The sequence below is a fragment of the Pseudomonas sp. M2 genome (assembly GCF_015751845.1).
Classification (GTDB): Bacteria; Pseudomonadota; Gammaproteobacteria; order Pseudomonadales; family Pseudomonadaceae; genus Aquipseudomonas; species Aquipseudomonas putida_E.
Genome location: NZ_JADOUD010000001.1, coordinates 4,184,672 through 4,209,486, shown reverse-complemented (window position 1 = coordinate 4,209,486; position 24,815 = coordinate 4,184,672). Strand labels below are relative to the sequence as shown.

Sequence of the window (24,815 nt, the reverse complement as noted above, 5' to 3'; positions counted from 1 at the left end):
CTTACGCGTTCGAGCGACGCGTTTTCAGCGGCTTACAGGTAAGACGCACGAACGTGAAAAAAACTGATAACTTTTTTCATTTGCGTTCAATTGGTCGATGGCTCGGGGCTGCCTAACCTCGCACTCATGAAAAACCGGAAGGCTAATGCCAGTCGGTCAATAGATTTGCGGCCGCTTTGCGGCCCATCGCCGGCAAGCCGGCTCCTACAGGTTCAGCGTGGTTCTTGAGGCCTGCGCTGTACCTGTAGGAGCCGGCTTGCCGGCGATGGGCTGCGTAGCAGCCCTATCAAACGCTGTCTGAGCTATGCCGTAACGTTCTTCGCCTTGGCCAGCATCTGCTCCTTTTCCTCAGGGCTCATGCGCTCCAGTTGCAGGCGCGCCTGGGCAATCTTGAGCAACTGCCCGCGGTTTGCCTCGCTGGCCTGCAATGCCTCGGCCAGCCCCGCCACTGTGGGGTGCTCGAAGACCAGCGCCGGCGCCACTTCACAGTTCAACAACTTACGGATCCCAGCCACCAGCTTGATGATCAGCAGCGAATGGCCGCCGGCAGCGAAGAAGTCGGTGTGGATACCGATGCTGTCGCGCCCGAGCAACTGCGCCATGCGCTGGGCCAGCAACGCCTGCAATGCGTCCTGTGGGGCATCCTGCTGGCCGCCCTGCTGCGGCAGCTGCAGCAGCGCGCGACGGTCGAGCTTGCCGTTGGCCAGGCGCGGCAGGCTCGGCAGGCAACGCAGCTGCGTCGGTACCATGGCCGCTGGCAGGCACTCGGCAAGCCGCGCACGCAGCGAGGATTCATCGAGCCCTTCGGCTTCGCCGTGCACGGCGTAGCAAGCCAGCAGTTCCAGTTGCCCGGGCTGGGTTTCGATCGCCAGCACCGCCCCCTGCGCCACCCCGTCGATCTCCAGCAGGCGCGCTTCCACTTCGGCCAACTCGACACGGAACCCGCGAATCTTCACCTGGTGATCCTGCCGCCCCTGCAGCAGGATGCTGCCATCGGCCTGGTAACGGGCCAGGTCACCGCTGCGGTACAGGCGCTCGCCGGCTTGCAATGGGTTGTCGATAAAGCGCGACGCCCCCTGCTCGTCCCCCAGATAGCCCCGGCACAACTGGCGCCCGGCCACATGCAGTTCACCCAGCTCACCCACGCCCGCCAGTTGCCCTGCAGGCGTCAGCAAGTAAACGCGGTTGCCGGCCAGCACCTGGCCCAGGCTCGCCATCGGCGCCTCGGCCCGCAGTGGCTGGACCAGCACGCCGACGGTGGCCTCGGTCGGGCCATAGTGGTTGAACACCCGAGCCTGAGGCGCCAGCCGTGCGATGCGCGCCAGCAACTGCGCACTCGGCGCTTCGCCGCCCAGTACCAGGGTCGCTGGCAGGCTGGGCTGCGCGCTGTCGAGCAGCGCCGCCAGGTGCGACGGCACGATCTTCAGGCAATCGATACCTTCGTTGCGCACGAACGCGGCAAAGGCTGCCGGGTCCTGCATCACTGCGTCGCTGGCAACGTGCAAGGTGGCGCCAACCTGCAAGGCGCCGAACAGGCTGGTATGACCGAGGTCAGCCGCCACCGTGGCGCTGAACGCAAAGTGCCTGCAGGCCGAGAGCTCCAAGGCCTGCTCAGCGGCCTGCAGGTACCCGGCCAGTTGCCCGTGTTCGATGACCACCCCCTTGGGCTCACCGGTCGAACCCGAGGTGAACAGCACATAGGCCGCCGTACTGGCCGTGAGCGCTTGCGCCTCGAACGGCGCAGAGGTGTCCGCCAACTGCTCGAACAGCGTGGCATCGATCTGCAACTGCGCGCCGGCCAGGCGGCTGACCTGCTCGCGTCGCGCTGCGGGCCAGAGCGGGTCCAGCGGCAGGTATGCAGCGCCACACTTCCAGCAGGCCAGCACCGCCGCCAGCCAGTGCACCGAGCGCGGCAGGGCCAGGCCGACAACGCTGGCGCTGCCAACGCCCTGGGCCTGCAGGTGCGCGGCCAGCGCAGTGGCCAGCTGGTCGAGCTGCTGCCAGCTCCACCCCTGCCCTTGCTCGATGATCGCCAGCGCCTGGGGCTGTTCGCGCAGCCAGCGGGCGACCCGTTCCGGCAGCAGTTCGGTGACCGCTGGCAGTGCAGCCTGGGCGTTATGCTCAAGCACCAGGCGACGCTGTTGCTCACCGACAAGCCCCAGGCTGGCCAAGGCCGCGTCTGGTGTCTGAGCGATGCTTGCCAGCAGCGTTACGTACTGCTCGAGCAGTAGCTGCGCCAGTGCCGGGCTATGCCACGAGGCCCAGTACTGCAACAGCGCCTGTGGCGCTGCGCGGTCGCTGTCGACTTGCAGCAGCAGGTCGGGGCCGACCCTCGGCGCGTCCATGCCCACTACCTGCCAACCTCCGGCCAGCGGCGGGCAGGCGGGGATCAGGCGAAAACCGATGGCGGCAGGCTCCAGCGCGGGCGTCTGCTCGGGGGTGAAGTATTCCTGCCAAACGGCATGCTGCTCCAACTGCGCGGCCAGGCCGTGCAGCCAGGTACGCAGTGGCTGCTCGGCCTGGTAGTCGACAAGCACCGGCAGCTGCTTGTGATACACCCCTGCACTGTCGGCGAAATAGGTGTAGTCGCCGCGGCTGTCGTGGCACCAGTTCACCACCTGCGCAGGCTGACCATCGAGCCGCGCCAGCAGCAGCCACCAGGCTGCCTGCAACACCATGTCCAAGGGCAGGCCAAGGCCGGCCAGGTGCTGCACAACGGCCGGATCAAGCGCGGCGCGGGCCTGCGCGCGCTCACCGCGCGGGCTGCCTTGCGGGGGGCGCCGGGGCAGTTGCTGGGCGCTTGCGGGCTTGCCGTTCAGCGCGTTCCAGTAGCTGCGCGCAGTGCTGGCGTCTTCATCCACCACCACCTCGCTGCGCCACTGCAGGTACTGTTCGAAATCGCCGTCTTCGGCTGTTCCCAGTGCGCCCTGGCAGATCGCCGCAAGGCTTGCAGCCAGGGCCGGCAGGCTGGCAGCGTCAACCAGCGCAGCGAGCACACCAAGCACCAACTGGCAGCGCCCCTCGGCCTGCTCGCACACCAGCACGGCGACGCCCGCCCCGGCCTGCACATCCACCTCACGCTCGAACCAGGCCTGGCGGCCGGCGGTATCGCCCGCCGCCAGCCACGTCAGGTCCACCGCTGCCGCCTCGCGCTGAAAAAACTGACGCAGGCCGCGATAACCGGCGGCTTGGCCGATGCGCAGGCGCAGCGCGTCGTGCTGGCCCTGCCACAGCTGCAGGGCAGCCCGCAGCGCGGCGGGCGCCGGCACGCTGTCGAGCTGCAAGGTGATGCAGCGCGCCGCGTCCTGCCAGCGGGCAGGCAGTGCAGTCAGCTCGAGCACCTGCATGGGCAACAACGGCAGGCCGCTCGATTCAACGGTGATGTTCATGCTTGCACTCCTGTGCGGTTCAAGGTGAGGGTTTCAAGGTCGGCACGTTGCATCATGTCGCCCATGGCGACGACGATCTTGCGTGGCCCCTGGAACGGGTCGCGGGCATGTGCGGCCAGCATGTTGTCGAGCAGGATCACATCACCGGCCTGCCAGTCGAAACGCACCGCGCACGCCTCGTACAGCTCACCGATCAACGCCATGTCGGCGTCTTCTATCGGGCTGCCATCGCCGTAGTAAACCTGACGCGGCATGCGCTCCAGGCCATACAGCGCCAACAAGTCCTCGCGCACGTCGGCATCCAGGCAGAACACGTGGTGCAGTTGCACCTGGTTGAAGAAACTCTTCTCACCGCTGACCGGGTGCTCGATCACCGCCGGGCAAGGCGTGCGGATCTGCAGTTCGTCGTTGTCCAGCCAGCGCCACTGGATACCCGACGCCTGGCAACGGCGCTCGACATCCGCACGCGAGTCGGTCTTGAAAAAATGCTGCCAGGACACGTCCAGCTTGTCGGTGAAAGTACGTACGTAGAGCAGGCCCTTGTCCTCGAAACGCTGGCGCAGGGGAGCGGGCAGGCGCTGATACATCTGCCGGCAATCGACCACCGGGGTGGCACCGCCAACCGGCGAAGGCAGTTCACAGAAGAACAGCTGTTTGCGCGGCCAGCGGTCCTGGTGGGCACTTTCGTTGTGGAAGAGGATCATCTTCTGCTCCGGATACGGCGTAGAGCGGTAGGTGTTCTTGCCGCCTTCCTTCTTAGGCAGGTCACCGTACTGGCCGTACAGCCCAGGCTGCACAGCCTCGGCGAAGGCCTCGAAGTCCTGCGGGGTCTGCAAGCCGAAACCGCGGAACAGAATGCCGCCATGAGCCACCAGTTTGCGTTCGATCTCGGCACGGTGCTTCACCACCCAGTCGGTCAGGCTCACGCCGGGATCGACCGGTTCGATCAGCAACGGAAAGGCCTGCCCCGGCACCATCGCAGCCTCGCGCACTGCGCTGGCCGGCCGGCTTGGCGTGCCGGCGCCGCGCTTGAGGAAACTGCCCAGCTTGTCTTTTTTGGGTTGCCCGCCGGCGGCGGCAGGCGCCGCCACGATTTCACTGTGAACCGCCATAGTGATCTCTCTCAGTTGGATGTGTGGGTTGCCCAGCACCTGGCCCAGGATGTCCAGCCAGCCACGCAGCAGTGCCTGGACCCGTTCTGCCTTGAACAGCTGTGTGGCGTACTGCCAGGTGACGCGCCAGCCGTCCGCGACCGGGTCGATGAACAGCGCCATGTCGAATTTCGAATAGCCGCCCGCCTGCGGCAGCACCTGCACACTCAGGTCGGCCAGGCCGCCATGCGCCAGCGGCATGTCGTTCATCACGAACAGCACCTGCACCAGCGGGTTCATGCCTGGGTGGCGCGGCGCGCCAGCAGCCTCGACGATCAGGTCGAACGGCAGCGCCTGCTGCTCGCTGGCATCGAGCAAGGTGGTGCGGGTGCGCGCCAGCCACGCGGCGAAGTCCAGTTGTTCGTCCAGTTGCGAGCGCAGTGGCAGAACATTGACGAAGAAGCCGATCAGCGCCTCAAGGTCGGGGTGTTCGCGGCCGGCGACATCCGCCCCGAGCAGCAGGTCGTGCTGGCCGCTGGCGCGGTGCATCAGCAGCTGGAACGCCGCCAGCAGCAGCATGTAGGGGGTCACGCCCAATTGCGCGGCCCGTTCGCGTACCGCCACGACCGTAGTCGGCGGCAGCTCGTGATAGAGGTTCTCCCCCGCCTGGGACGCCTTGGCCGGGCGCGGCAAGTCAGTGGGTAACTGCAAGCGCCCGCTGCTACCGTGCAAGGCCGTGCGCCACCACTGCGCCGGGGCCTGCAGCAGCCCGGCACGCTCGCGCTCGGCCTGCCATAGCGCATAGTCGGAGTACTGCAGCACCAGCGGCGCCAGCACGGGCGCCTGGCCACGGGCAAGGGCGCTGTAGCTGGCGATCAGTTCGTTGACCATCAGCGCCATCGACCAACCATCGGAAATGATGTGATGCATGTTGAGCAGCAGCACATGGGCGTCGCCGGACAGGCGCAGCAGGCGTGCACGCAGCATCGGCGCCTGGTCCAGGGGCACCGGCTGACGCACGTTGGCCAGTTGCGCTTCAAGCACGCGCAGCTGTTGCTCGGCGGCAGCCAAAAGGCTCAGGTCGTCCACTGGCAGGTCCAGGTCGACCGCCGCCTGGATCACCAGCAGCGGTTCACCTTCGTCGTCACAGGCCACCGCGCTGCGCAGCACTTCGTGGCGCTGCACCAGCACCTGCAAGGCCTGCTTCAGGCATGCGGGCTGCAACGGCCCGTCCAGGCGCAGGCCCAGCGGCATGCCGTACGCCCCGCTACCCTGGGCAAACTGTTCGGCAATCCACAACCGGCGCTGGGCCAGCGACAGCGGTGCGCTGGCCTTGACGCCCAGTGCGCGCAGTTGCGGGCCGGCATCGCTTACCGGCTGCGCCTGGCGCAGGCGCTGAGCGAAATCACATAAGCGCGGGGCGCTGAACAGGTCGCGTACACCGACCCCGGTGTGGCCGTCGCGGTGCAGCCGCGCCACCACCTGCGTGGCCAGCAGTGAGTGGCCACCGGCCTCGAAGAAGTGCTCGAAACGGCCCACTTCGTGCCTGCCCAGCACACTGGCCCAGGCCTGGGCGACCTCGCGTTCGAGCGCATCCAGGGGCGCACTGAACGCTGCTTCAGAGGTGTCGACCTCGATCGACGGCAATGCCTTGCGGTCGACCTTGCCGTTGGGGTTCAGCGGCAAACTGTCGAGCAGTTGCAGGCGTGACGGCACCATGTAGGGCGGCAGCACGGCGCGCAGCGCGTCGAGAATGCGCTGACGCAGCCCGGCATCGGCCTGCGAACCGCTGACCGGTACCAACCAGGCGGCCAGGTACAGGTCGGCACCTTGACCGCCCGGCATCACCACGGCCTCGCGCACCTCAGGCAGGGCCAGCAGGCAGGCTTCGACTTCACCGGGCTCGACGCGGAAACCGCGGATTTTCACCTGGTGGTCCAGGCGGCCGATGAACACCAGCTCGCCATTGGCCTGCTGCCGCACCAGGTCACCACTGCGGTACAGGCGGCCCCCGCCGACCGTGTCGTAGGGGTCGGGCACGAAACGTTCAGCGGTCAGCGCCGCCTGGCCAAAGTAACCACGCGCCAGGCAGGGGCCACCGATATACAGCTCGCCGTCAGTGCCGGTATCGAGCAGTTGCAAGGCTGCATCGAGCAGGTAAGCGGTACGCCCCGGCACCGGCGTTCCGATCGGCGCATAGCCGGTGTCGATGCGGGTAGACCCGTCGGCCTGCCACAGCAGCGGGGTGATCACTGTTTCGGTAGGGCCGTAGCCGTTGACGATACGCTGCGGCTGCAAGTGGGCCTGGATTCGCTCGAAGCCTTCACGCGCCAGCGCCTCCCCGGCCACGTTCATGCAGCGCACCGGCAGTGCCCGGCCCTGCTGATGCGCCCACTCGGCCAACTGACAGGCGTACTGGGTGGGGAAGTAGACCACGCTGGCGCGCTCGCGCTCGATCACCTCGAATGCCTGGGCCGCGGTCCAGATCTCATCGCCACGCACGATGCAGCAGGCGCCCTGGCTCAACGGCAACAACCATTGCTCAGTGCCCCAGTCGAAGTTGATCGAAGCGAAGTGCACGAAGCGGTCCTGCGCCGTCACCTGATACTGGCCGACCATGGTCGCGATGTGCGCGGCGATGGCGCCATGGGTCAGGGCCACACCCTTGGGGCGACCGGTGGAGCCGGAGGTGTAGATCAACCCCAACAGGTTGTCGGCGGTGGCTCGCGGCGCAGGGTTATCGTCCTGCGGCGCCAGGGGCTGGTCCAGCCACAACCACTGGGCCGTGCCTGCCAGCGCCAGTGGCTGCGCGGCGCTACGGGTGCCCAGCACCAGCCTGACGGCGCTGTCGTCGAGCATGTCCTGCAGACGCTGACGCGGGTATTGCGGGTCCAGCGGCACGTAGCCGGCACCGGCCTTGAGGATCGCCAGCAGGCCGACAACCATCGTCAGGCCTCGCTCACTGCACAGCCCTACCAGGTCCTCGGGGCCGACACCCCGCGCGATCAACTGTTGCGCCCAGGCGTTGGCCAAGCCGTTGAGCTGGCCGTAATCCAACGTGCCGTCCTCGGCAACCACCGCCACGGCCCGCGGGTTGCGCGCCGCCTGGGCCTCGATCAGCTGGTGTACGCCCAGTGCCGGAACAGTACCTTCAGCGGCCTGCCATTGACCCTGGCAACGCTGATGGCTGGCGGCATCCAGCAGGCTCAGCTCAGCCAGGCATGGGTTGCCAGCGCCAGCGATCGCCTGCAACAGGTGGCCAAACTGGTCGGCCAGGCGCTGCACGTCGGCCAGGCTGAAAGCGTCGTGGCGCAAGCGATAGTCGACCTGCAACTGCTCACCCATGCCCACCGACAGGGTCAAGGCGTAGTGGGGTTGCTCGTGGCTGTCCGGCACACCGAAGCGCGGCCCGTCACCGCCACCTTGCAGCACCTCGGCCACGGGGTAGTTCTCGAACGCCAGCAAGGTGTCGAACAGTGCCTCGCCAGCCCTGCCCGCCCAGCGCTGGATGTCGGCCAGTGGTGTGTATTCGTGCTCGCGTAGTGCCAGGTTGCTGGCCTGCAGCTGTTGCAGCCAGTCGTCCAGGCGCTGCTCAAGGCGCGGGGCGGCCACCAACGGCACGGTGTTGATGAACAGCCCCAGTTGCGCCTCGATGCCCGGCAACTGAGAAGGCCGCCCCGATACCGAAACACCGACGCAGACGGTGTCCTGACGGCAGTGCCGTTGCAGCAGCAAGAGCCAGGCCGCCTGCACCAATGTATTGACGGTAACCTTGCGCGCCCGCGCCGCCGCCTTGATCTGCGCCGATGCAGCGCTGCCAAGGCGTTGCTGCCACAGGCCGTAGCCGGCCGCTTCAACGCTGCGGCGCTGGCTGGCGAGCAGTGTTGGCGCCTGCATGCCCTGCAGCTGCGCCTGCCAGAACGACTGGTCCTGCTGGCGGTCACGCGTGGCCAGCCAGGCCAGGTAGGTACGTGGATGCGCAGGTGCCTGGCGGGGTGCCTGGCCACGGTAGCGTTGCATCACTTCAGCCAGCAACCGGGCATGGCTCCAGCCATCGAGCAGCAGGTGGTGATGGGTGTAGATCATGTGCCAGCGCTGTTCGCCCAGGCGCACCAGGGTGATGCCCAGCAAGGGCGCCTGATCAGTCGCGGCCATGGCCAGGCGCTGCTGCTCGGCCAGGATTTGCAGGTGGTCGGACGACGCGGCCTGGTCGCGCCAGTCGAGCTGGCTGAACGGCAGTTGCAACTGGCGGCGGATCACCTGCACGGGTTGCTGCACGTCGACCGGCCAGTGAAAGCTGGCACGCAGCCCCGCGTGGGTGTCCAGCGCCGCCTGCCAGGCGGCCTGGAAGCGTTGCGGGTCGAGCTGGTCGATATCCAGGCGCAACTGGTTGATGTAGTCGCCGGCTGCGGCCGCATGCAGGCAATGGAACAGCAGGCCCTGTTGCAAGGGAGACAGCGGCAGGATGTCCTCGACCTGGGCCAAGTCCACTGCCAGGGCAGCAAGCCCGGTGCTGTCCAGGTTGCTCAGCGGGAAGTCCGACGGCGTGGCACTGGCAACCCCCGGTTGCAGGCAGTGATCGACCAAGGCGCGTAGCTGGCTGGCGAAATCGCTGGCCAGGGCATCGATGGTGGCCTCGTCGTACATCGCCTGGCTGTAGCCGAAACTGATGCCCAGCTCGCCCTGGTAGACCTGCCCCTCCACGCTCAGCCAGTTGGCCAGCGGCGCGTCGCCATCCTGCCCCTGCCCGGCCCCCTGAGGGTCGGGCTGCCACAGCGCACCCTTCTCGAACTGGCTGTCGAACTGGCCCAGGTAGTTGAACGTCACCCGCGGTTGCGCCTGGCGCGCCAGTTGCTCGCGTTGCGCCGGTGTGCCCAGATAACGCAGCACCCCATAGCCCAGGCCACGCTGGGGTACGGCGCGCAGTTGTTCCTTGATGGCCGCGATGCAGGCACCGGGCTGTGCTTGCGGGCGCAAGGCGACCGGATACAGGCTGGTGAACCAGCCCACAGTACGGGTCAGGTCGATATCCTCGAACAGCTCCTCACGGCCATGCCCTTCGAGCTGCACCAGTACCTGCTGATTGCCGCTCCAGTTGCACAGGGCACGGGCAAGGGCCGCCAGCAGCAGGTCATTGACCTGCGTACGGTAGGCACTCGGCGCCTGTTGCAGCAGGGCCTGGGTAAAGGCCGGCGGGAAACTGACCCGTACCTTGCGCTCATCCGCCACGCGCGTCTGCGTTACCGCACGGTCACGTGGCAGCGCCTGCGCCCCGGCCTCGCCAAGTGCCAGCCAGTAATCGAGCTGCCCCGCACAGGCGTCGGCATGCCCGGCCAGGCGCTCGGCCCAAGCCTGGTAGCTGCTGGTCCGGGCAGGCAGCGGCTGGCCCAGGCAAGCACGTTGCAGGTCTTCGAGCAGGATGCGCCAGGAAACGCCGTCGACCACCAGATGGTGGATCACCAGCAGCAGGCGCTGACTGCCGTCGGCCATGGCCACCAGCATCGCCGCCACCAATGGCCCCTGATCGAGCCGCAGGCTGCGCTGGGCCTCATCGCACAATGCAGCCAGCGCTTGCTCGCTGTCTGCCTGGCGATGCCAGAGCTGCGGCACGCCAGCAGAGGCCGGCGCGTGTTGCTGCTGCCATTGGCCATCAGCCTGGGTGAAGCGCAGGCGCAAGGCGTCGTGCTGCGCCACCATCTGAGCCAGGGCCTGCTGCAGCTGCGCCGCTTGCAGCGGCTCGCGGGGCACCAGCAGCACGGCCTGGTTCCAGTGCTGGCGCACCGGCATGGGCGTGTCGAAAAACTGCAGCTGCACCGGGGTCAGGCGTGCCTCGCCCTCAGCCGGGCGCTGGTCGGCCTGGCGGCTGTCCACGCTGCCCGCAGCCTGGGCCAGAGCGCGCAGCGTCTGGTGCTGGAACAGGTCACGCGGACTCAGCGCCAGCCCGGCCTGACGGGCGCGGCTGACGACCTGGATAGCAATGATCGAGTCGCCACCAAGCTCGAAGAAGTTGTCGTCCAGGCCCACCTGGGCGATGCCCAGCACTTCGCACCAGACCTTTGCCAGCTGGCGTTCGGCCGCGCTCTGAGGCGCAACATGGGTACCCTGTGCCCCGGCCTCGGGCTGTGGCAGGGCCTTGCGATCGAGCTTGCCGTTGGGTGTCAGCGGCAGGCCGTCCAGTGGCATCAGCTGGCTGGGCACCATGAATTCGGGCAGGCTTTGCAGCAGCCAGTCCTTGAGCTGCCCTTGCCAGCCCTCAGGCGTTGCATTGAGCACCAGGTAAGCCACCAACCGGCGACCATCGAGGGCCAGCACCACGCACTCGCGTATCAGCGCGTGCTCGGCCAGACGCGCCTCGATCTCACCCAACTCGATGCGCAAACCACGGATTTTCACCTGGTGATCGAAGCGCCCCAGGTACTCGATCACACCGTCGGCACGCTGGCGCACACGGTCACCGGTACGGTAAAGGCGCTCGCCGGTGCCGTACGGGTCGGCGACGAAGCGCTCGGCCGTCAGCCCTGGGCGGCGGTGGTAGCCGCGCGCCAGGCCCACCCCGCCCAGGTACAACTCACCGGCCACACCGACAGCGACGGGCTCAAGGCCGGCGTCGAGCACATAGGTGCGGATATTGGCGATCGGCTGGCCGATAGGCACGCTGTCCTTGCCCTCTTCGACGCAGGTCCAGTGGGTGACATCGATGGCAGCCTCGGTGGGGCCATAAAGGTTGTAAAGCCCCGCTGCAGGCAAACGCGCGAACACCTGGCGCTGGGCGTCCACCGGCAGCGCTTCGCCACTGCAGACGATGCGCGACAGGGTGCTGCAGGCGTGCACACCGGGCTCATGGATGAAGGCCTGCAGCATCGAAGGCACGAAGTGCAGCGTGGTCACCCGGTAGTGCTCGATGGCGCGGATCAGGCGTTGCGGATCGCGGTGCTCGCCCGGCGCCGCGATGGCCAGGCGGGCGCCGGTCATCAACGGCCAGAAGAACTCCCACACCGACACGTCGAAGCTGAACGGGGTTTTCTGCAGCACCGTATCGCTGGCATCCAGGCCATAGGCTTGCTGCATCCAGCACAGGCGGTTGGTCAGCGCCTGGTGGCTGTTACCCGCGCCCTTCGGGCGCCCCGTAGAGCCGGAGGTATAAATGACATAGGCCAGCTGCGTCGGCTCGACCTTGAGACCCGGGGTGCTGTCCGGCATCGTGTCCAGCACCAGGGCGTCGAGCGCCACGCACTGCACACCGTGCGGCAGCGGCAGGCTGTCGAGCAGCGCCTGCTGGGTCAGCAGCAGGCCGATGCCGCTGTCCTCGATCATGTAGGCCAGGCGCTCCTCAGGGTACTCCGGGTCCAGGGGCACATAGGCCGCACCGGCCTTGAGGATCGCCAGCAAGGCGACGACCATCTCGATGCTGCGCTGAGCCGCGACCCCGACCAGGCTGTCGCTGCCCACCCCTTGACCACGCAGGTAATGGGCCAGGCGATTGGCCTGGGCATCGAGCTCGGCGTAGCTGAGCAGGCTGTCGGCGAACAGCAGTGCCGGCGCGTGCGGGGTGCGCTGCGCCTGAGCCTCGATCAGCTCATGCACGCCATACTGCAGCGGGTAGCTGGCAGCCGTGGCGTTCCAGTCCTGCAGCACCCGTTGGCGGGTGGCCGGGTCGAGCATGGGCAGTTGCCACAGCGGGCGTGCAGGGTCAGCCACCAACTCACGCAGCACGGTGAGCCAGTGGCCCGCCATGCGTTCGATGGTCGCCGCATCGAACAGGTCGGTCGCGTAAGTGAACGCAGCGCGCAGCACGCCACCCTGCTCGTACGTGTCCAGGCTCAGATCGAACTGGGTGGTGCGGCTGCGCCACTCCAGTGCGGACAGCTCCAGGCCAGAGCCCAGCGTGACCGCAGCCAGGTCGGCCACCTGCGGCTGGTGGTTGTACATCACCTGGAACAACGGTGCGTGGCTCAGGTTGCGCTCCACCTTCAACGCATCGACCAGGCGCTCGAAGGGCAGGTCCTGATGGGCCTGGGCGCCCAGCACGGTTTGCCGCACTGCCTGCAAATAGGCCAGTGCGTCAGCTTGGGCATCCGGCTGCAGGCGCAATACCTGGGTGTTGACGAACAGGCCGATCAGCCCCTCGACTTCTGCGCGGTTGCGGTTGGCCACCGGGCTGCCGATGCGCAGGTCGCACTGGCCGGTGTAACGCTGCAGCAGCACGCCGAAAGCACCGAGCAGAACCATGAACAGCGTCAGGTTGTGTTGCGCCGCAAAACTGCGCAATTGCTGAGCAAGCGCCGTGTCCACCACCAGCTCCTGGCGGCTGCCTTTGAAACTTGGCGCGGCCGGGCGTGGGCGGTCGAGCGGCAACTCCAGCACCGGCTGCTCTTCACCCAACGTGGCTTGCCAGTAGGCCAGCTGGCGTTCGAGTTCGCCGGCTTCAAGCCAGCGCCGCTGCCACAGGGCGTAATCGACATACTGGATCGGCAGCGCCGGCAGTTGCGGCTGTGTGCCAGCAGCGCAGGCGTCATAGCAGCGGCTGAATTCGTCGATCAGCACATTCATCGACCAACCGTCAGCGACGATGTGGTGCAAGGTGAGCAGCAACACGTGGTCCTGCTCAGCCAGTTGCAGCAGGCGGATGCGCAGCAACGGGCCATGCTCCAGGTCGAAGGGGCACAGCGACTCGGCCTCGACCTCGGCTTGCACCCGTGCCTGGCGGGCGTCTTCGGCCAGCTCGCGCAGGTCCAGGCGCTGGATCTGCGGCGCGCCCGGGCGGTGCACCTGGCACAGGCGCTCATCGGCCTGCTGCTGGAACACACAGCTCAGGCTCTGGTGGCGTTCGAGCAGGTGGCTGAACGCCTGCTGCAAGGCGGCCTCGTCAAGTGCCCCCTTGAGGCGGACCGCACCTGGCAGGTTATAGGCACCGCCGTGCGGATCCAGCTGCCAGAGCACCCACATGCGTTGCTGGGCGAACGAGGGTGCAAGACGGTCGTCAGCCGCCACCCCGGCCGGAATAGGGAACTGGGAAAAGTCGATGCCCTCTCTGGCCAGGGTTTCAAGGAACAGGCGGCGCTTTTCCAGCGGCAATTCAATGAAACGGCGGGCCAGTTGCAGGGACTTTTCGGGATTCATCAGCTTGCTTTCCGTACGAGTGGGGTACCACGGGCAGTGCCCGGCTATCCCTACGAAACGGATACAACCTGCAAAAAATTAACACCGCCAACCCCCTGGCCAGCGCCGGGCGGCGCGCTAAATTTCGCAGCCCGCCCTTCGTTCCGTTCTCACACCCCTCCCCCCACGAAGAGGCTGCGCCGTGGAACTGCAACCTTTGCTGAGCAAGCTGTTCGCCAATGCCGGTGCCGTCGGCGTCGAAGGCACCTTCCAATTCATCTTCGGCCCGCAGCAGGCCTACTGGTGCGAAGCTGGTACCCAGCCGCGCACCGAGGCCGGTCGGCATGCCACGCCGGATGTCACCATCGAAGTCACCCAGCAAGACCTGCTGGGCATCATGGCCGGCAGCGCCAACGTCGAAGAGCTGTTTGCTGGCGGCCGGCTGAAAATCGGCGGCAACCTGGGCCTGGCCACCCTGCTGCCGCAAATCATCGACCTGGCGCGCAAGGGGGTGACGGCGCAGAAGACCGACATGAACCAGCGCCATGTCACGCCACCGCGCTACAGCGAACGTGTGTCGGCCAGCCTGCCACAGCTGACCGAGGTAGAAAGAATCCCCGCCGCGCAGCTGGATGCCGAGCGCTTCCAGCGCAACTTCCTGCCGTACGGCACACCGGTGGTGATCAGTGACGCCCTGCGTGAGTGGAAGCTGTTCAACCTCGAGCGCCAGGCTTCGCTGGAGCACTTCGCCGAACTGCAGGGCATCACCCGCCATGGCGACTATGTGAAGAAGACCTTCTCCACCGAGCGCGACTTTCGCTCCACTTCCATGGCAGATTTCATCAACTCGCTGGACAACCCGCAGCCACGCACCGGCAACGGCGAGCCACCGGCTTACATGGGCAACAACATCGTGCCTGCGCAGTTGCTTGAGCTGATCCAGTACCCGCCCTACTTCGAGCGCTCGCTGTACATCGCACCGCGCATCTGGATCGGCCCCAAAGGCACCCTCACCCCTTTGCACCGCGACGATGCCGACAACCTGTTCGCCCAGGTGTGGGGGGACAAGTCGTTCATCCTGGCAGCGCCGCACCATCGCCCGGCACTCGGCACCTGGTCGACCTCACCCAAGGGCGGCCTGGACGGGTGCGACTTCAACCCCGATGCACCGGATTACCAGCGCTTCCCTGACGCGCGCGGGGTGACCTTCCTGCGCGTGCTGCTGCAAGCCGGCGACCTGTTGTTCCTGCCCGAAGGCTGGTTTCACCAAGTGGAGTCGGTGTCGACATCGCTGTCGGTGAATTTCTGGGTCAACTCCGGGCGCGGCTGGTAAGCGGCACAGGACGCGGCAGGCATGCCGCGCCAACTCCCGTGGCAGCGGGCTTGCCGAGAAATGGGGCGCAACGCGCCCCCTCGTGAGCTCAGACCGCCGCAGCCAGTGCCTCGGCAAAGCGCTGCGCCACGTCATCGATCTGCTGCGCGCTGATGATCAGCGGCGGCAGGAAGCGCACCACCGCACCGTGGCGCCCACCCAACTCCAGAATGAGCCCGCGTTTGAGGCATTCGCGCTGTACCTTGGGTGCCAGTTCGCGATTGGCCGGTGGATGGCCCAGCACATCGCGCGGGCCTTGCACATCGACCAGTTCGACCCCGAGCATCAGGCCACGCCCACGGATATCGCCCAACTGCGGATAGTCGCGTTGCAGCCGCTGCAGGTGATCACGCAGGCGCTGGCCCATGGCCTGGGCATGCTCGGCCAGCCGATGCTCGACCAGGTAGTTGATCACCGCCGAACCCGCCGCCATGGCCATCTGGTTGCCACGGAAGGTGCCGGCATGGGCGCCCGGCTTCCAGGTGTCGAGCCAGTCGCGGTACACCACCACCGCCAGCGGCAGGCTGCCACCAATGGCTTTGGACAGGGTGACCACATCCGGCACGATGCCAGCGTGCTCGAAGGCGAACATCCGCCCGGTACGGGCAAAACCGCTCTGAATCTCATCGACGATCAGTGCCACACCGGCCTGCTCGGTGATACGGCGCACCCCCTTGAGCCATTCGACATCGGCAGGAATCACCCCGCCTTCGCCCTGCACCACCTCCAGGATCACGGCAGCGGGCAGCGGCACGCCGCTTTCAGGGTCGAGCAGCAGGTTCTCCAGGTAATGCAGGTTGGCCTTGACCCCGGCTTCGCCACCCAGGCCGAACGGGCATCGGTAGTCGTAGGGGTACGGCATGAACTGCACCCCGTTGCCCAGCAAGGCACCCAGCGGCTGCTTGGGGCCATGGCTGCCCATCAGGCTCAGCGCGCCCTGACTCATGCCATGGTAGGCGCCCTGGAAGGCCAGCACGGTGCTGCGCCCGGTGGCGCTGCGCACCAGCTTGAGCGCTGCCTCCACGGCGTCGGTCCCGGTCGGGCCGCAGAACTGCACCTTGGCTTCACGGCGCAATGCTTCGGGCAGGATGCCGAACAGGTCCTGAACGAAGCGGTCCTTGACCGGCGTGGTCAGGTCGAGTGTGTGCAAGGGTATTTCATCGGCCAGTACACGCTGGATGGCCTCGATCACCACCGGGTGATTGTGGCCCAAGGCCAAGGTGCCGGCGCCCGCCAGGCAGTCGATGAACTGCCTGCCCTCGACATCTTCGACATGGATGCCACGGGCGCGCTTGAGCGCCAGCGGGATGCGCCGCGGATAACTGCGGGCGTTGGATTCCTGTTGCTGCTGGCGTTGCAGCAGGGGCGACTCGGTGAACTCGTACAGCGGTTGCGGCGCACTGGCCGGCGGGACCTGGGCAAGGCTGGAAGCAGTCGACATGGGTAAATCCTCGCAAGCAAGCGAATGTGCGGGTAGTTGTCGCTTGGAAAACGCTTGGCTGGGGGGAGGATTTAGCGCTTGTTATGGGATTTTTTGGGGTCTGTACCGGCGATGGGGCCGGTACAGGCGGCGAAGATCAAGCCCCCGAGCGCGCCGGCACTTGCAGCACCACCCGCAAGCCATCGCTCTGGCTGTCGAAGCGCAAGCTGCCGGCACAGCGCTGCACGATCGCCTGAACAATCGCCAACCCCAGCCCGCAGCCACCGCTCTGGCCGTTGCGCCAAAAGCGCTCGGTCAAGTGCTGCAGGTCATCAGCGGCAATACCAGGCCCATGGTCGCGCACCATGAAACCAATCTGCCCGTCGGCCATCTGCACCTCCAGTTCCACTTCAGTATCACCGCCATGGCGCAGAGCGTTGTCCAGCAGATTGCGCAGCGCCGCCACCGCCAGCGGGGCCGGCATGCCGAGGTAGATCTGCGTGGCCTGCTCGGGCAGGCGCAGAACGATGCGCCGGTTGTCACCCCCACCGGCATCCTGCACGGCCTGCCGGGCGACCTGTTCGGCGCTGCACTGCACGCCATCTTCGAACGACAGGCTGCCTTCGACCCGCGCCAGCAGCAGCAGCTGTTCCAGGGTCCGGTGCATGCGGTCGGTGCCCTGTTCTGCATGTTCCAGCGCCTGTTCGCGCACTGCGCCATCGGTCATGCGGGCCACCTGCAGGTGGGTCTTGATCGCCGTCAGCGGGCTGCGCAGTTCATGCGCGGCGTCGTCGGTCAGCCGCCGTTCGCGCTCAAGGGTCTGGGCGATGCGCAGAAACAGCTGGTTCTGGGTGTCGAGCAAAGGTTGCAACTCACTGGGCAAGCCCGCCACCTGCAACGGCTCAACGCTGTCGGCACGCCGCCTGCGCAAGGCGTCACGCATGCGATTGAGCGGCTCCAGGCCTTTGCCCAGGCCGATCCACACCAGCCCCAGGCTGCCGAGCAAGGCCATCAGCACCGGCGCCGAAGCTGCCAGCAGGATCGACTGGTTAAGTGCCTCGCGCTCCATGTGACGGTCGGCAGTGGTGATGCGCACATCGCCATGGTTGTAGGTGAAGGTACGCCACAGTGCACCGTCGATGGTCTGGTCGCGGAAGCCGCTTTGTTCATCGTCCATGCCCCCATCATGCTTGTGGTTGCTGGCAAGAATCTCGCCGCGCAGCGAACTTACCTGGCAGGCCATGCCGTCGGGCACGGTGAACTGGTCGGCGGAAAAGTGCGCCTCTTCGCCCTTGGCGGTCAGCGGCTTGGGCAACTGGTCGATCAGCCCGGCAACCATGCGCGCCGAAGCCACCAGGCGCTGGTCGAGGGAGAACATCATCTGCTGGCGCAGGTCGCGCAGCATCCAGGCAGCAGCGAGCACCCAAATGATGATGAACGCGCTGCCCAGAATCAGGCTCAGGCGTACCCGCAGGCTCATGATGCGGCTTCCTCTGGCGCCTGCGCCGGGCCAAGGCGGTAGCCCAGGCCGCGCACGGTCTCGACGATGCTGTTGCCAAGCTTGCGGCGCAAGTGATGGATATGCACGTTGAGGGCGTTGCTTTCGACTTCGTCGCTGAAGCCGTACACGCAGTCCTTGAGCTGTTCACTGGACAGCACCCGGCCCGGGTTCTGCAGCAGCGCCTGGAGCAAGGCCTGCTCACGCCGCGACAGGTCGACCGGCTGGCCGGCCAGGGTCGCTTCGCAGCTACTGGGGTCGTAGCGCAGCGGGCCATGCTCGATCACGTTCACCGCCCGCCCGGCAACCCGGCGCAGCAAGGTGTGCAGGCGCGCGGCCAGCTCGCGCAGGTCGAAGGGCTTGAGCAGGTAGTCGTCGGCACCGGCCTGCAGGCCGTCGACCCGATCGGTGACCGCATCGCGCGCGGTGAGCACCAGCACCGGCAGGTCGATGCCCTGCTGACGCAGGCGGCGCAACAGCTTGAGGCCGTCTTCATCGGGCAGGCCGAGGTCAAGGATCATCACGTCGAACTGCGCCGCCTGGAGCATGGCCCGGGCGGCACCGGCGTTGGCCACGCGGTCGACGGTCAGGCCTTGGGCGGTGAGGCCGGCGCAGATGCCGCTGGCGATCAGGTCGTCGTCCTCGCAGAGCAGAACGTGCATGGTGGGTGCTCCCGGAGTGGTGTGGCTGGCATTGCACTATTGGGGGATTAAGGGGGGATTATGGGCTTTTTTCCGGTAGCGGGTGTGTCGGTTGTTTGAGGCCCGACGCATGAATTCTAGCGCCGGTGAGATCGAGTGCCGCCCGCGCTCAGCGGTTTACCGCCTCTGGCCGGTCCACATCCTGCAACACCCCGGCGTCCTGCACTTCAAGCCTGATGCAACTCGCCGGGTGCGCCTTCACCACCGAGCGCGCCCCCTCATCACCCGTCAGGCGTGAAAGCGCCGGCCAGAAATCGCGCCCGAACAACACCGGGTGCCCCTGTTGTCCGTCATGTTCTGGCAAGACGATCCTAGACAAATCGGCAACCGCGGCAAGCTGGCCCAACGTAGCCTGAGCGATCCAGGGCATATCGCCCAACAGCACCGCCACTGCCTGTGCCTCACTGTCGATCAACGACGCAGCCCCAGCCGCCAGGCTATGCCCCATCCCCAATCCGGCATCCGGGCTGGAAATGATCCGGCATGCGCCCGGCAAGCCCAGGTCCTCGCCCCGCTCGCCATCGCGCAGTACCACGCGAACATCGCTGAACACCGAGCAAGCCCGCTCGACGCTGTGCACCAGCAAGCTGCGCCCGTCGCCCAACGTGGCCCGGCGCTTGTCGCCACCAAAACGCACGCTGCTGCCCGCCGCCAGCACCAGCGCGACGATGCTCACAGCGCCGCCCGCTGGATGCCGTTACGCATGCGCAGGATATCGGCCAGCACTGCCAGGGCGATCTCTGCGGGGGTCTTGCTGCCCAGGTTGAGGCCGATCGGTGCGTGGATGCGCGCCAGCTCGCCGCTGGCCAGGCCACCGATGCGCTGCAGGCGTTCGCGACGCTTGTCGGAGGTGGCCTTCGAGCCCATCACGCCAATGTAAAACGCCTCGGTACGCACTGCTTCAAGCATGGCCAAGTCATCGATTTTGGGGTCATGGGTCAATGCAACCACTGCCGTGTCGGCATGGCAACCACCGTTGGCGATGAATTCCGACGGCAGCTCGCGGCGCACTTCGATGCCGTCCAGCACCACGCCTTCGAGCACCTCGTCACGCGGGTCGCAGAGGATGACTTCAAAACCCAGCCCTTTGCCGAACTCGGCGCAATAATGCGCAACGCTGGAATACCCCGCCAACAGCAGCCGCTGGGCAGCGCCCACACGCAGGCGCACACGGGTGCTATCACGTTCGACCCTTGGGCCCTGGCACGAGTCGTCGCTGAGCCGGCGCGTGCCGTCAGGCAGGCTCACCTCGCGCAAGAGCCGCCGCTGGCCCTGCAACGCACCAGCCAAGGCGCGCAGATGCGCCTGCACTTCGCAATCGGCCGGCAGGTTTTCCACCAGCACCTCCAGCACCCCGCCACAGGGCAGACGAATGCTCGAGCGCCGGTCGCTGCCATCGCCATAACGCACGATCGCGACCGGCTCGGGAAACTCGCCAAGGGCCACGCGCTCAAGGAAGTCTTCCTCGACGCAGCCGCCCGACAGCGAGCCCACCCACTGCCCTGCCTCGTTCACCGCCAGCAGCGAGCCCGGCGCGCGAGGCGCCGACCCGTAAGTGGCAAGCACCGTGCACAACCAGACCCGCTGGCCGTTGCCCGACCACTGCATCGCCTGGTGTACGACCTGCAGATCAAGATGTTGCACGTATTACTCCGCCTTCAGCTCAGCTAGCTGCTGTACGCTCAAATCACCCGGCAATCCGCCCCAGGCCTGACGCAGGTAGTTGACCATATCCGTGACCTGCTCATCACTGAGTTTGTCGGCAAAGCCTGGCATTGGCTGCATGCGTTCGAAGCCTGTGAATTGCTGCTCACGGATACCGTCGAGGATGGCCTTGACCAGGTTGCGCGAGTCCCCCTGACGCAGCACCGTGTTGCCCTGCATGGCCACCGCGATATGCGGCTTGCCTTCGCCGTCGACACCGTGGCAACCGGCGCAGACGTTGAGATACTGCTGTCGGCCGCGCTTGGCGCTGTCGCTGAGCCGGTCCAGGGGGACTTCCTGTATGACCTTGGAAGGCGGTGGCTGTTCACCCAACAGGTAGGTGGCCATGGCGGCCAGGTCGGCGTCCTTGAGGTGCTGGGTGCTATGGTGCACCACCGGGTACATCTCGTTGAACATGCTGCCCTGGGCGCTGATACCGTGCTTGAGGAAGGTGGTGAGGTCGGGGTGGGTCCAGCCACGCTCGGCCAGGTCCTTGGCCAGCAGGCTCGGTGCCAGGTAGCCATTGAGCAGCCCGCCGGTCAGGCGCTGATCCTGCTGCAGCGCACCAATCGGGTTACGCGGGGTATGGCACTCGCCGCAGTGGCCCATGACTTCGACCATGTACTGCCCGCGCTGCCATGCCGGGCTCTTGCCGTCGGTGGGCTGCAACTGCACGCTCTTGCCGTACAGCATGTTCCAGCCCGACAGGCCCATGCGCACGTTGAACGGGAAGCTGAGCTTGGTCTGCGGTGCCGGGCGATTGATCGGCGGCACGGTCATCAGGTATGCAAGTATCGCGTCCGAGTCTTCCCGCAAGATCAGGTGGTACGAGGTGTAGGGCATGGCCGGGTACAGGTTGGCGCCGTCCTTGCGCTTGCCCTCGGTGACGGCCGCAAAGAATTCGTCGGCCGTGTAGTTGCCGATGCCGTACTGTTTGTCCGGGGTGATGTTGGTGCCATAGATGGTCCCGAACGGCGAGTGGATCGGCAGGCCGCCGGCATACGGCGCGCCGCCTTCGGCGGTGTGGCAGGCCATGCAGTCGGCTGCGCGAGCCAGGTATTCCCCACGTTTGACCAGCGCCTGGTCATCTGCCTGGGCAACCATGGCGACGGCAAGGCCCAGCGCCAGCGTGAGACCGGAACGAACGAACGCCATGCTCAACCCTCCTTGACCAGGCCGAGGTCGTTGAGGACCGTGCGGGTAGCATCGTAATAGCGTACGTAGCCGGTGCAGCGGCAAATGTGATGCCCCAGACTCTCTTCGATGCGGTCTTCAAGTTCGCTCTTCTTCACCGGCTGGCGCTGGGCATTTTCCACCAGCACGGTCGCCGCGTTGACGAAGCCGGGTGCACAGTAGCTGCACTGGAAGGCGAACAGGTCGACGAACTTCTGCTGGATCGGGTTCAGCGTGAAGTTGCCGGCCTCGTCCTGCTTGGCATGGCTCTCGATGGTACGGACCTTCTTGCCGGCAAAGTAGTGGGCACCGGTGATGCAGGTGCGCACTTCTTCGCTGGTGCCATCGGGGTTGTCGACGATCACCACGCAGGCATGGCAGATACCCTGGCCGCAACCCAGGCGCGAGCCGGTGAGGTTCTGGTGTTCGTGCAGGTAATCGATCATCGCCAGGTCGTCGGGGACCTCGACCGGACCGACAGGTTGACCGTTGAGGGTCAGTTGAAGCGGACGGTTAGCCATTGAGGGCCTCCTTGATGCGGGCTGGAGTAATCGGAAGATCGCGAACACGCTTGCCAATGGCATGGGCCACGGCGTTGCCGATGGCACCGACCACCGGGATCATCACCACCTCGGCAATGCCCTTGGACGGGTCGGTGGGCGACAACGGTGGGAGGATCTCGGACGTCTGCTTCCAGACGGCCACGTCCTTGGCATGCGGCAGGCGATAGCGGTTGAAGTTCCAGTCGCCCTCCCCCGGGCCACCCTCATGCAGTGGCATCTCTTCGGTCAGCGCATGGCCAATGCCCATGGCGATGCCGCCTTCGAGCTGGCCCTTGACCAGCTCCGGTACCAACACCCGGCCGCACTCGACCCAGCTGTGATGGTTGAGCACCTGGACTTCATGGGTGCCCTTGTTCACTTTCACTTCGACGATAGTGGCCACCGGGCTGTAGTAAGTGACCATGGCGTTGTTCAACTGGGTGGCCGGGTAGGCGGCGTTCTGCCGGTCGAGCAAGTGGTAGCCGTTGCTGCTCATCTGCGCTTTCTTGGCGTTGGGCGCACCGTCGCCGTACTTAACGGCCACGGCATCGAGCGGGAAGCGCTCGCGCACGCCGTCGATGACGAAGTCGGCTTCTGCCCAGCTCCAACGGTTGAAACCGTGAACGCTGACGCCGGTGACCAGGCCCATTTCGTGGGCTTTCTTCGCAAGCTCGGCGAAGGGAATGGGCGCCAGCCCGTTGCCGGTCAGCTCACCATTGACCCACACCGCGTTCTCGCGGCGCACCACCAAGGGGTTGGCCTGCCCGCCGAACGGGCCTTGGCGCCACAGGGCCATGGCCGCCGGCCAGAGGCCATGATTGAACAGCACGCGCGCCGCTTCCCGGGTGGCGTGGCTGAAATAGAACGCCGAGTTGGTCGCCGACGATGGCGATGCCAGTTTGCCGACCCAGCGCGGGTTGCGCAGCGCCGCATCCTGCTCGGCCTGGCTGATCAGGTAAGGGTTGCCGCTGGTGGCCAGTTGCAGTTCAGGCCACTCGGTCACTGCGGTCTTCACCTCGTCGGCCGAGCGGCCGAGGAAGTCGCTGACCACCAGGGCCTGGGAAGTGGACATGCCGGTGCCCAGTTCGGTGCCGATGTGGCGCAGGCTGATGCGGCCATCGGCAGTGAACTCGACGCTGGCCATCGGCGCTTCGGAACCGGTGCCGAAATCCTTCTGGCAAATGGCAAAGCCCACGCCGTACCAGTGGTCCGGGTCCTTGGCGTCCATCTGTCGCTTGCGCGCATCACGGTTGCGCCACCAGTCATGGGCAGCAGCCTTGTCGAGGATCTCGTGCAGGCGCAGGGCGCCGGCAGGCACTGCGCCCTGGGTGTTCTTCATGCCTGACTTCAGCGCATTGGCACGACGCAGGTCGATGGCATCGACACCCAGGCGTTGGGCGACCTCGTCGACCATCATTTCGGTGGCCGCCATGGTCTGCAGGGTACCGTAGCCACGCATGGACCCTGCCTCGACGCCCCGCGAGTGGTAGGCGGTGACGGACAGGTCGTTCTGCGGCATGTAGTAGATAGACTGCGCCGCCGTGGCCCCGACTGCGGCAACCGACGGGCTGTAGTTGATGCGGCCACCGCCGTCACAGCTCATGTCGGCGCGGAAGATCCTGAAGCTGTTGTCCTTCTTGTCCACGGCCAGTTGATAGCGGATGTCGAAGGCATGACGCTTGATGCCGCTCTGGAACTGCTCATAGCGGTCGTTGGCCAGGCGGACCGGCACACCAGCGCCATACAGCGCGGCAACCGCGGCATAGAACACGAAGATGTTGTTGTCTTTGGAGCCATAGCCCACGGTGTAACCCGGGTGCATGTTGAGGTGTTTGAGGGCGAAGCGCGACGGCTTGATCATGTGCACGCAGTCCTGCGCCACTTCGAACGGGCACTGGGTGGCGACCACGAAGTGCAGCGTGCCGGTGCCGGCGTCGTACCAGCCATTGCCGTTGTCGGGCTCAAGCGCCGCCGGCTCGATGGAAGGCGTCTTGTAGCGCTCATCGAACACCAGCCAGTCTTCGGGCGGGTTGTCCAGTTGCTCGCCGATGCGTTTGGCGTAGAACAGGCCCTGCTCGGTGAGGTCGCCGTGCTGGTTGGGCTGCTTGGACCACACCGGCTTACGGTTGAGAATGGTGGGGAACAGCATGGCGTTCTTCAGGCTGGAGAACTCATCGTCGTCGAACGGCGTGGCCCCACCAACGCGGACGAAGCGGAAGCTGCCATAGGGGTCGCGCTGATACAGCGGGGCCTGGGCCCCGTAGCGGATCGCCTTGTCGTTGAACTGCAGCTTGCGCTTGGCCTGGCGGAAGCGCTCGAAGTCGTTCCAGATCAGGATCGCCACCGGGTGGCCAATGAACATCGGCACCTTGCCAGGTGGCAGCAGCGGGTCGGGCGAATGGGCTTCGGGCCAGGCAATGCCGTCCTTTTCCAGGTCAGCGGAGGTGACGATGCGGTCTGGCTGCAACCCGGCGCCGAGCCACTCAAGGTCGTAACCGGCGTAGATACGGTCGGCCTTGGTGGTCTTGAGCAACATGGCGTGCCCTTGCTGCTCGGGCCAGCCGGGCATGTCCTTGGCGCGGATGTCGCGGGCAAAGACTTTGTTGCCGCACACCTTGGACAACGCGTCGTTACGGAAACGCGCCTTGCCGTCGTGGTTCATCCACTTCTGCGGCGAGGTGGTGACACGATCTTCCATCAGTGCGGCGAAGGCCTGGCTGCCGAGCGGCGCCATGCTCACGCCGACACCGGCGATCAGGCCACCTTGCAGGAAGGAGCGCCGGGAAATATCACGGTTGGACATGCTTGATCCTCTGGGCAGGCCGC

Annotated in this window: 11 protein-coding genes; 1 reads left to right on the top strand and 10 read right to left on the bottom strand. The window is 66.2% G+C overall.

Features of this window, described 5'->3' with window-relative positions; genetic code table 11:
- Positions 1-302: 302 nt before the first annotated feature.
- Together IWW33_RS19540 and IWW33_RS19535 are read right to left on the bottom strand one after the other, a co-directional pair.
- Positions 303-3,389: an amino acid adenylation domain-containing protein gene (locus tag IWW33_RS19540; protein ID WP_174142534.1), complete on the bottom strand. Its 3,087-nt coding sequence runs from the start codon at positions 3,387-3,389 to the stop codon at positions 303-305.
- Positions 3,386-13,600 carry a non-ribosomal peptide synthetase gene (locus IWW33_RS19535; RefSeq protein ID WP_174142533.1) on the bottom strand — a complete coding sequence of 3,405 codons (10,215 nt, stop codon included), beginning with the start codon at positions 13,598-13,600 and terminating at the stop codon, positions 3,386-3,388. The genes IWW33_RS19540 and IWW33_RS19535 overlap by 4 nt, the downstream gene beginning before the upstream one ends.
- Before the next feature lie 181 nt (positions 13,601-13,781).
- Here IWW33_RS19535 and IWW33_RS19530 point away from each other — a divergent pair, with 181 nt between their 5' ends.
- Positions 13,782-14,912: a cupin-like domain-containing protein gene (locus IWW33_RS19530; RefSeq protein WP_046785273.1), complete on the top strand. Its 1,131-nt coding sequence runs from the start codon at positions 13,782-13,784 to the stop codon at positions 14,910-14,912.
- A gap of 88 nt (positions 14,913-15,000) precedes the next feature.
- Here IWW33_RS19530 and IWW33_RS19525 read toward each other — a convergent pair whose 3' ends face one another.
- The 8 genes from IWW33_RS19525 to IWW33_RS19490 form a co-directional block, all read right to left on the bottom strand.
- Positions 15,001-16,392, bottom strand: a complete 1,392-nt coding sequence (locus IWW33_RS19525) for an aspartate aminotransferase family protein (RefSeq protein ID WP_115274259.1) — start codon at positions 16,390-16,392, stop codon at positions 15,001-15,003.
- Positions 16,393-16,528: 136 nt separating this feature from the next.
- Positions 16,529-17,851, bottom strand: coding sequence for an ATP-binding protein (locus IWW33_RS19520; protein WP_012315383.1), 1,323 nt, complete (start codon positions 17,849-17,851; stop codon positions 16,529-16,531).
- Positions 17,848-18,531, bottom strand: coding sequence for a response regulator transcription factor (locus IWW33_RS19515; RefSeq protein WP_012315384.1), 684 nt, complete (start codon positions 18,529-18,531; stop codon positions 17,848-17,850). Before IWW33_RS19515 ends, IWW33_RS19520 begins: the two co-directional genes overlap by 4 nt.
- A 148-nt stretch (positions 18,532-18,679) precedes the next feature.
- Positions 18,680-19,246, bottom strand: coding sequence for a nucleotidyltransferase family protein (locus IWW33_RS19510; protein WP_174142532.1), 567 nt, complete (start codon positions 19,244-19,246; stop codon positions 18,680-18,682).
- Positions 19,243-20,214 (bottom strand): XdhC family protein, encoded by a 972-nt coding sequence (locus IWW33_RS19505; RefSeq protein WP_115274257.1) that lies wholly within the window; start codon positions 20,212-20,214, stop codon positions 19,243-19,245. Before IWW33_RS19505 ends, IWW33_RS19510 begins: the two co-directional genes overlap by 4 nt.
- A gap of 3 nt (positions 20,215-20,217) precedes the next feature.
- Positions 20,218-21,378, bottom strand: a complete 1,161-nt coding sequence (locus tag IWW33_RS19500; RefSeq protein WP_231386470.1) for a cytochrome c — start codon at positions 21,376-21,378, stop codon at positions 20,218-20,220.
- A gap of 53 nt (positions 21,379-21,431) precedes the next feature.
- Positions 21,432-21,968 carry a (2Fe-2S)-binding protein gene (locus IWW33_RS19495; protein WP_012315391.1) on the bottom strand — a complete coding sequence of 179 codons (537 nt, stop codon included), beginning with the start codon at positions 21,966-21,968 and terminating at the stop codon, positions 21,432-21,434.
- Positions 21,961-24,792 (bottom strand): xanthine dehydrogenase family protein molybdopterin-binding subunit, encoded by a 2,832-nt coding sequence (locus IWW33_RS19490; protein ID WP_119687506.1) that lies wholly within the window; start codon positions 24,790-24,792, stop codon positions 21,961-21,963. Before IWW33_RS19490 ends, IWW33_RS19495 begins: the two co-directional genes overlap by 8 nt.
- Positions 24,793-24,815: the final 23 nt, after the last annotated feature.